The organism is Acinetobacter sp. (assembly GCF_045628685.1).
Lineage (GTDB): Bacteria > Pseudomonadota > Gammaproteobacteria > Pseudomonadales > Moraxellaceae > Acinetobacter.
In genome coordinates, this window is the sequence record NZ_JAZQPV010000035.1 from 1 (window position 1) to 5,758 (window position 5,758).

General features: G+C 48.2%; 10 protein-coding genes. All 10 read left to right on the forward strand.

The window, feature by feature from the left end:
- Window positions 1–65: 65 nt before the first annotated feature.
- Window positions 66–329 (forward strand): hypothetical protein, encoded by a 264-nt coding sequence (locus ACKI4H_RS04610; RefSeq protein ID WP_407304123.1) that lies wholly within the window; start codon window positions 66–68, stop codon window positions 327–329.
- 131 nt (window positions 330–460) lie between these two features.
- Window positions 461–724 carry a hypothetical protein gene (locus ACKI4H_RS04615; RefSeq protein WP_407304124.1) on the forward strand — a complete coding sequence of 88 codons (264 nt, stop codon included), beginning with the start codon at window positions 461–463 and terminating at the stop codon, window positions 722–724.
- 129 nt (window positions 725–853) lie between these two features.
- Entirely contained in the window at window positions 854–1,702 is an 849-nt protein-coding gene (locus ACKI4H_RS04620) for a hypothetical protein (RefSeq protein ID WP_407304125.1), read from the forward strand.
- A complete protein-coding gene (locus tag ACKI4H_RS04625; RefSeq protein ID WP_407304126.1) occupies window positions 1,699–2,592 on the forward strand; it encodes a hypothetical protein in 894 nt (297 codons plus the stop codon). Before ACKI4H_RS04620 ends, ACKI4H_RS04625 begins: the two co-directional genes overlap by 4 nt.
- Before the next feature lie 33 nt (window positions 2,593–2,625).
- The gene (locus ACKI4H_RS04630) at window positions 2,626–3,078 is read left to right on the forward strand and encodes a GIY-YIG nuclease family protein (protein WP_407304127.1); all 453 of its coding nucleotides are present in this window, start codon (window positions 2,626–2,628) and stop codon (window positions 3,076–3,078) included.
- Window positions 3,035–3,253: a hypothetical protein gene (locus ACKI4H_RS04635; RefSeq protein WP_407304128.1), complete on the forward strand. Its 219-nt coding sequence runs from the start codon at window positions 3,035–3,037 to the stop codon at window positions 3,251–3,253. Before ACKI4H_RS04630 ends, ACKI4H_RS04635 begins: the two co-directional genes overlap by 44 nt.
- On the forward strand, window positions 3,250–3,609 hold the full coding sequence (locus ACKI4H_RS04640) for a hypothetical protein (protein ID WP_407304129.1): 360 nt from the start codon (window positions 3,250–3,252) through the stop codon (window positions 3,607–3,609). The genes ACKI4H_RS04635 and ACKI4H_RS04640 overlap by 4 nt, the downstream gene beginning before the upstream one ends.
- Before the next feature lie 8 nt (window positions 3,610–3,617).
- A complete protein-coding gene (locus tag ACKI4H_RS04645; protein WP_407304130.1) occupies window positions 3,618–4,199 on the forward strand; it encodes an exonuclease domain-containing protein in 582 nt (193 codons plus the stop codon).
- Window positions 4,200–4,391: 192 nt separating this feature from the next.
- The gene (gene metG / locus ACKI4H_RS04650) at window positions 4,392–4,751 is read left to right on the forward strand and encodes a methionine--tRNA ligase subunit beta (protein ID WP_407304131.1); all 360 of its coding nucleotides are present in this window, start codon (window positions 4,392–4,394) and stop codon (window positions 4,749–4,751) included.
- A 287-nt stretch (window positions 4,752–5,038) separates the two neighbouring features.
- Window positions 5,039–5,758 (forward strand): hypothetical protein (locus tag ACKI4H_RS04655; protein ID WP_407304132.1); only part of this gene is annotated, 720 nt, incomplete at its 3' end.

Consider the following 5,758-nt stretch of genomic DNA (forward strand, 5'->3'; position numbering starts at 1 on the left):
GGTGTAGGAGCGACGCGTCGCTCCCACACCTGCCAACTTTGCAGCACCTAACTTTGGAGTCTATTATGCCGAAACTAACGTCCCGCAAACCTGAACCAGAAGCAACAATGACGATCGAGGCCATTGCCATCATGATTAGCAATAGTATTGCATTTTATGACGTGGATGATTCATTGCTTATCGCAAAGGGGGTGCTTTATGCGCTTGAATCCTGTCAGAAAATTAATGCTTCGTCCTTTAGCTATAACCGGCGTTTGGATAAATTTGAACTAAACGTTATATTCCACGAGGGTGGAGCCATCAGAGGCTGTTTTGTTTTAGTTCAATAGCTAACATGTTCACCTCATACTTCTCTAACATTCGAAACATCAAGAACCCTCTAAGCATCTCACAGCACCCGCCGAAGTGGTACACCGGCCCACAGTTGAAGATGCTTGCACCCCCGTGGGGCCTTGTTGACATGGCCCACAAAGGTTTGAGCAAGGAACTGTACGCGAAGGAGTTTCATCGCCTCGTCCTAGCTCACCTTAATCCTCGTGAGATGTATGATGCCATCATCGATGAGTATGGCGATGATGTGACGCTGATGTGCTTTGAAAAACTTGAAAACCCCGGTGATTTCTGCCACCGCCGCCTCGTCGCTGATTGGTTCGAAGCTGCCCTAAATGTAAAGGTAGAAGAATGGACAGCACCACCAAAGAATCGCTCAACGTTGCAGTTCTGAAGGCAGAAGGAAAGTTGCATGAGGCTATTTTGACCCTCACTGATATGTCACATTAGTTTGCTGGTAGCAAGGATGCGACAACAGAAAGTCCAATAAATATCTGACTAAGAAATTATTCAGGTAGAGCACATGCGTAAGTTTAAGATTCTAAAGATTAATCCAACAACGGGTACCATTGAGGTTTCAGGGAATGTAGTTAACGCTTTTCAAGGAAAGTTTTATCGCCAGCCTGAAACTGGAGATGTTGCTCCATTTTATACATCTCCAGTTCCAACCGGGCTTGTTCTTATTAAGGCCACAACTTTTGATATTGTTGGCAACGCAAAGTACACAGGACGTTACACTGTCTACACGCCAACAGGTTCTGGCGATATTGCGTCAAGCTCATTTGCGAACTCAAGAACTACGATTAAAGTCAACGAGAATATTCCATCATTAGAGGCAAATGAAGCGTCAACACTCAGCACAGATGGATTTATTACCAATTTAAGCACTTATCTCATTGACACCGGTTCAACACCAATTGTCGTTCCACCAGCTGTTGAAATTACCAAATATCCAGTTGATTTTACTGGCCGTGATTCATCAGGATGGGGTGAAACGTTTCTTCAAAATGTGGTAGATGTCGCTCGAAACTTTTCAGCTTCAGCCGCCCCAGCAAATCCATTTTTAGGAATGACATGGTACAATGTTGATGACCAGCAACTTCGTGTATGGAATGGCTCTGCATGGGAACTCATTAACCGTCAGTCGTATGGGACGACGTATCGCCACACGCAGACGGCCCCTGCCAAGACGTGGACCGTAAACCACGGGTTAAATTTTCCTTCACCGTACATTGGCTTCTGCCAGTTTTTCGTAGACAGAGGTAATGGTCCAAAGATCATTATTCCAAGTGACGTCACATTTGACAATGCGAATCGTCTGACGGTGAACTTCTCGAATAATGAAATCGGCTACGTTCTGGTGCGCCAATGAAACTTGATGAACTATTAGATAAACCGACAGAGTTTAAGATTCTGCAGAATGAGCCTCACGCTTACTATGCCTCGTTTAACGTAGCTGGCCGCGAGATTCAGTTCTTTGCCAGCAATGAGGGCGCAGAGGATGATGTTGATGAAGGTGAATGGGACATTTCATTTGGCGAACTTCAAATGAAAAAGCGCCAAATGCGTATGCCTGGGCAATCAGCTGAATATCAGGATCTGAATTACGGGAAAACTGGTAGTGGTGGTGAGCTTGAGGTCTTTTCAACACTGAAGGCAATTCTTGTGAAATTCATTAAGGAACGTGACCCAGAAGTAATCACGTTCAGTGCTGATAAGAACGATGGGAATAGGGCCAAGCTTTACGCCCGCATGTTCAAGAAGAATCTACCACCAGGTTGGGAACTGCAATCAGAACCAGGTGCTGATCACGAGCCCGTGTACTTCATGATGGTGAAAGAGAGCTTGAGCGAAGCGCTCGACAAACCGCTGCCTTACAAAGTTACCAACAAAAGCAAGACCACTTTTCAGGCGACTTTCATCGTAGGAAAGAGAAAGATTCTATTTGAGGCTGATCAAATTTCAGTTGCATTAGATGCATGGGTAGTTTCATTTTATGAACTGGGAAATGCGTCCACAAGTATTTCAAAGAAGACTGGCAGCGGTAATGAGTTTGAAGTCTTTGCTACAATTAAGAAAATAATTGAAGACTTTATTGAAGAGTTTAACCCAAGAGAGCTTCGTATAGATTCATTTAAGGGCGAAGCGAATCGCGGCAAGCTGTACAGCAGAATGCTTAAGAAAAATCTTCCAATTGGATGGAATATCGAGAAGGATGACAGTCATCCTTCGTATGAACTGTTCATTCTGAAAAAAGACTAACACAAAACCATGGGAGTATGATACAATACTCCTATGAACACCTCTCTCACGCAAACCATCTACCTGATCCGCAATGCGGTGAATGGAAAGGTTTATGTCGGGAAAACTGAAAAGACCATCGTACAGCGCCTATACGAGCACAAAGGCAACGCGCGCCGTGGCGGAGAGTTTAGACTATCCCAAGTTGTTGAATGCTGCATCGAGTACACTCTCCGCTACCGTAAGATGCACGCCGCAGAGCGAATTATCAAGTTCCTCGCTGAGCTGCCAAAGAACATCCCTCATGGCGTGATGGTTGATCCGCCGCTGTCCATGCCCGACGAATACAAGGTTGACGATGCCGTCACTGCTTACCAAAATCTTTATGTGGGTGAAAAGGCTAGGTTCGCACGATGGACCAACCGTCGACCACCCGAATGGTTTATCCAAAGGACCCCTGATTATGACCCATCCAATTTCGAACGAACGCGTAACGTGGTTGACTGAACGCGCCAAGGTGCTCGATGAGTGCATCCGTATTTCATCGAGCCAAGCCTATGCGCTGCCGCAAGGCGGACAGCGCGAAGACCTGATGGTCGCCTTGCGTGCTTTTCGTCACGAACGGGTGGCAATCTCCGTCGAGATCCATATCCTCCTTGATCACTTCCAGGTCAAGCCATGAGAATACATGAGCTTGTGCACCCCGAGAACGACGTCGTTATTCACAACGAGAAGTCAGGGCACACCATGGTGTTGACCCCTCCAGGTGCGGTGTTCAACACGGAAGACACGAGCGACCTGCGAAACATGTCAGTCGCCTTCGGCATTCTGCTGCTGTCAGATCAGTGGCGTATTGCCACGCAGGAAGAAATTGAGGAGCTGCGGGCCCATCCACCGATTCCCATGATGAAGTTGGAATGGACAATTCCAGCGCCTTGGCCACGGCCACAACTTACGGTTGTCAAGAATCACGAGCCGGCAGTAGTTGCCTACGAGAAAAATGGCTTGAAGATTTACGACGATGACGATACACAATAAGGAATAACATGAGTGCAAAACTAGATGTAGGATTCGTAATAGATTGTGAAGCCACCTGCTGGAACACCCGTGAAGAGCAAGGAAGCAAACCAAACGAGATCATCGAGATCGGGTTGGCGAAGCTCAACTATGAGACAGGTGAGGTGACGAAGTTTCCCTCCTATGTCGTCCGACCACGCTTCACCCAGGTCAGCGACTTCTGTACAGAGCTTACAGGCTGGACACAAGAAGCCATTATGGAACAAGGTAAAGACATCGCCCGTGTGCTGCGTGACATCAAGGCCGAGCATGACATCAAGCCTGAGCACGTATGGTATTCCTGCGGGAACTATGACAAGAACATGCTGAGCTCGAGAACACCGAAGGGTGTGGGTAAGCTCTACGGCATCAAGCCTGAAAACAACCCGTTCGACATCATGAGCACGCACGTGAACGTGAAGACCCTCTTTGCCCTGAAGCACAAGCTGAAGAAAGAAGTCGGGATGGACCGGATGCTGCAGCTCATGGGTGAGACCCTCGAAGGCCGTCACCACGTCGGCGCGGACGACGCCTACAACATCGCCAAGATTGCAAAGCATGTCATTAGCTAGCAACGAGAAGTACTATGTGTCCCTTGTCTGGTGTAAGTATCCAGGCGGGCGGCATGAAATCCTGCATGTTTGCAGGGAATTACCACGTGCGATTGAGCATCTCAAAGCGCTCAAGGAAGCACAAAACGACGTGCCTACAGAACGTCGGAACTTTTACTTTGTCACATGCTCTGAACTTGAATAGGAAATTTTATGATCGAAGAAATTGCACCGCAAATCACCATCGATGACCTGGTAAAGGTAGACTTGCGCATCGGTAAGATCATCTCTGCATCCCATATCGAGGGAGCTGACAAGATGATCCAGCTGACCGTAGACATCGGGGAAGCAGAGCCACGCAACGTCCTCGCCGGCATCAAGTCAGCCTACCAACCAGAGGAACTCGTGGGCAAGCTGACCGTCATTGTTGCCAACCTCGCGCCACGTAAGATGAAGTTCGGCGTCTCGAACGGCATGATCATGGCTGCGTCAGCCGCTGACCGTGCAGAAAATCCAGGCATTTACATCCTCCATCCAGAAGATGGTGCCCTTCCAGGAATGCGAATCCGCTAATCCTCAAACAGGGGAATCTTAAAGGTCTCCCCTGGTCTAGGCACTCTCGTGCCATTCAGCTCATTGAACATCACACGCAGGGCGACAAGTTCCTCCTGCGTGTAGTCATGTCTGCCTCTTAGGCGCATCACCGCGTCGATAGTTTCCGAGGGGCGAAATTTGTGTTCTACGTATTTTGTCATGCGGTATTTATCTGGCCAGCAGAGCGCGCGGATACAGCATTAGGTGACAAATAGCGGTGGCTGTCCCATTGCCATAAATAGTTCAAATCACCACGTGGACTAAATATGAGCACGCCTTCAGATATTTCAGCAAAGACAACCCACGACCTGTGGATCGAAGCACGACAATTCTCCATCGAGGTAACACGCCCCAGCCCAACCAGCATCATGTTGACGGTGACTCGGCCTACCTCCCTCGATGTGACTGACGGAGCTGTCGTCCTCCTCAGCGATAAGCCAATCAGCGCTTCGAACTATCCAATCGATGGTCAAGCATACGCCGCTGATGCAAATCCTGATTGGGCAAATCCAATTCAAAAAATTGGGGAAGCGCAGGTTGTAGGTGCTTGGCACGCTGCACTTTCTAATCCATTCCCATCCACTGAGGTGGTAAGCACGAACGCGACAACTACGAACACAGTCAGTGCTTTTTCAACGTTTACAATCAACGTTGAGAACACTGAACCTAACAAGATCTATTATGCATCTGTTCACGCCGCATCGAACATCATGCAGTATTATCCAATTGGTGTTCAGTCCTATCCGCTTCTTGGCGCGATTACTGAGCGTGGCACGACATCGTATACAGGGAACATTCCATCTTTCCCTTCGGCTCCTACTGCCCCGTCACCTGGAATGGTCTATTATGATCAGGTCTTGAACCTAGTCCAGTACTATGATGCGAACAGTGGTTCATGGATTCCAACTCTGTCCGACTCGATCCTCTCGGGTCCATACAACCCTGGCGTTCTTGGGCAAGTTTACATGTATGGATCGTCCCTTCGC

Excerpts from the sequence above, each read along its gene's own strand:
- ACKI4H_RS04610 (WP_407304123.1), top strand. The coding sequence starts at position 66 with ATGCCGAAACTAACGTCCCGCAAACCTGAACCAGAAGCAACAATGACG.
- ACKI4H_RS04615 (WP_407304124.1), top strand. The coding sequence starts at position 461 with ATGGCCCACAAAGGTTTGAGCAAGGAACTGTACGCGAAGGAGTTTCAT.
- ACKI4H_RS04620 (WP_407304125.1), top strand. The coding sequence starts at position 854 with ATGCGTAAGTTTAAGATTCTAAAGATTAATCCAACAACGGGTACCATT.
- ACKI4H_RS04625 (WP_407304126.1), top strand. The coding sequence starts at position 1,699 with ATGAAACTTGATGAACTATTAGATAAACCGACAGAGTTTAAGATTCTG.
- ACKI4H_RS04630 (WP_407304127.1), top strand. The coding sequence starts at position 2,626 with ATGAACACCTCTCTCACGCAAACCATCTACCTGATCCGCAATGCGGTG.
- ACKI4H_RS04635 (WP_407304128.1), top strand. The coding sequence starts at position 3,035 with ATGACCCATCCAATTTCGAACGAACGCGTAACGTGGTTGACTGAACGC.
- ACKI4H_RS04640 (WP_407304129.1), top strand. The coding sequence starts at position 3,250 with ATGAGAATACATGAGCTTGTGCACCCCGAGAACGACGTCGTTATTCAC.
- ACKI4H_RS04645 (WP_407304130.1), top strand. The coding sequence starts at position 3,618 with ATGAGTGCAAAACTAGATGTAGGATTCGTAATAGATTGTGAAGCCACC.
- metG (WP_407304131.1), top strand. The coding sequence starts at position 4,392 with ATGATCGAAGAAATTGCACCGCAAATCACCATCGATGACCTGGTAAAG.